This window comes from Bartonella sp. CL70QHWL (assembly GCF_042194855.1).
In the GTDB taxonomy this organism is placed as follows: domain Bacteria; phylum Pseudomonadota; class Alphaproteobacteria; order Rhizobiales; family Rhizobiaceae; genus Bartonella.
The window spans coordinates 1-707 of the sequence record NZ_JBHINJ010000122.1; the positions used below are offsets into that span (position 1 = coordinate 1).

Annotated in this window: 1 protein-coding gene; it reads right to left on the reverse strand. The window is 43.0% G+C overall.

The window, feature by feature from the left end:
- On the reverse strand, positions 1–704 hold a 704-nt coding region (locus ACFIJZ_RS10050; RefSeq protein ID WP_375632030.1), incomplete at its 3' end, for a hypothetical protein.
- Positions 705–707: the final 3 nt, after the last annotated feature.

The following is a 707-nucleotide window of genomic DNA, read 5'->3' on the forward strand; positions in this document are numbered from 1 at the left end:
TGATTATTCGCTTGAACCCCTTGGTTCTGATAGCCAAGATTTTGCGCTATTCTATAAATCTCTTCTGCCGGATTGAGATCTCTTTGTGCACAAGTCGCTACAATCGTACGCAATTCATTCCTTATGATCTCAGAAATTGTGTTTGGATCTGCATACTCAGGATAAAGTGACGACCAAGAACTCAATTCCTTCGCACGCTTCTCATAAAGAAAATTTGCCGCATCACCAAAATCACTGGATTTATTTTGAAACGACTTAACAGAATTGTTGAAAAACTGACCAAGACGTATATCATGCTGCTGCTGTTCCTCAGCTTGTCTTAGCGCTTCTTTCTGTTCCCTAATATACGCATCTTGCTTTTGAATCTTATCTAGCATCCACGCCACTAAACGAACAGGGTCCTCACGTAGGTCTGGGGGTGCATTTTCACCTTCAACCATTGGCGTCTGGGATTGGGGTTCATAAAGCTTGACAAGCGCTTCACGAGCTTGTTTAGCTTGTTGCTCCATACGCTGCTGTTCTATGCTAGGAACAATCTCTGAAGGCTTTTCAACGGACTGCACAACCGGCTCTGGAGAGGTGACATCATCATTATCAATCGTTTCACCATCATAAGTGCCGGCATCAAAAGAGCTCTCATCATCAAAGACCGGTGCTCCAACTCTGTAATCTTCATTCATAGCTTCATTCATTTCTGCATTCATTCT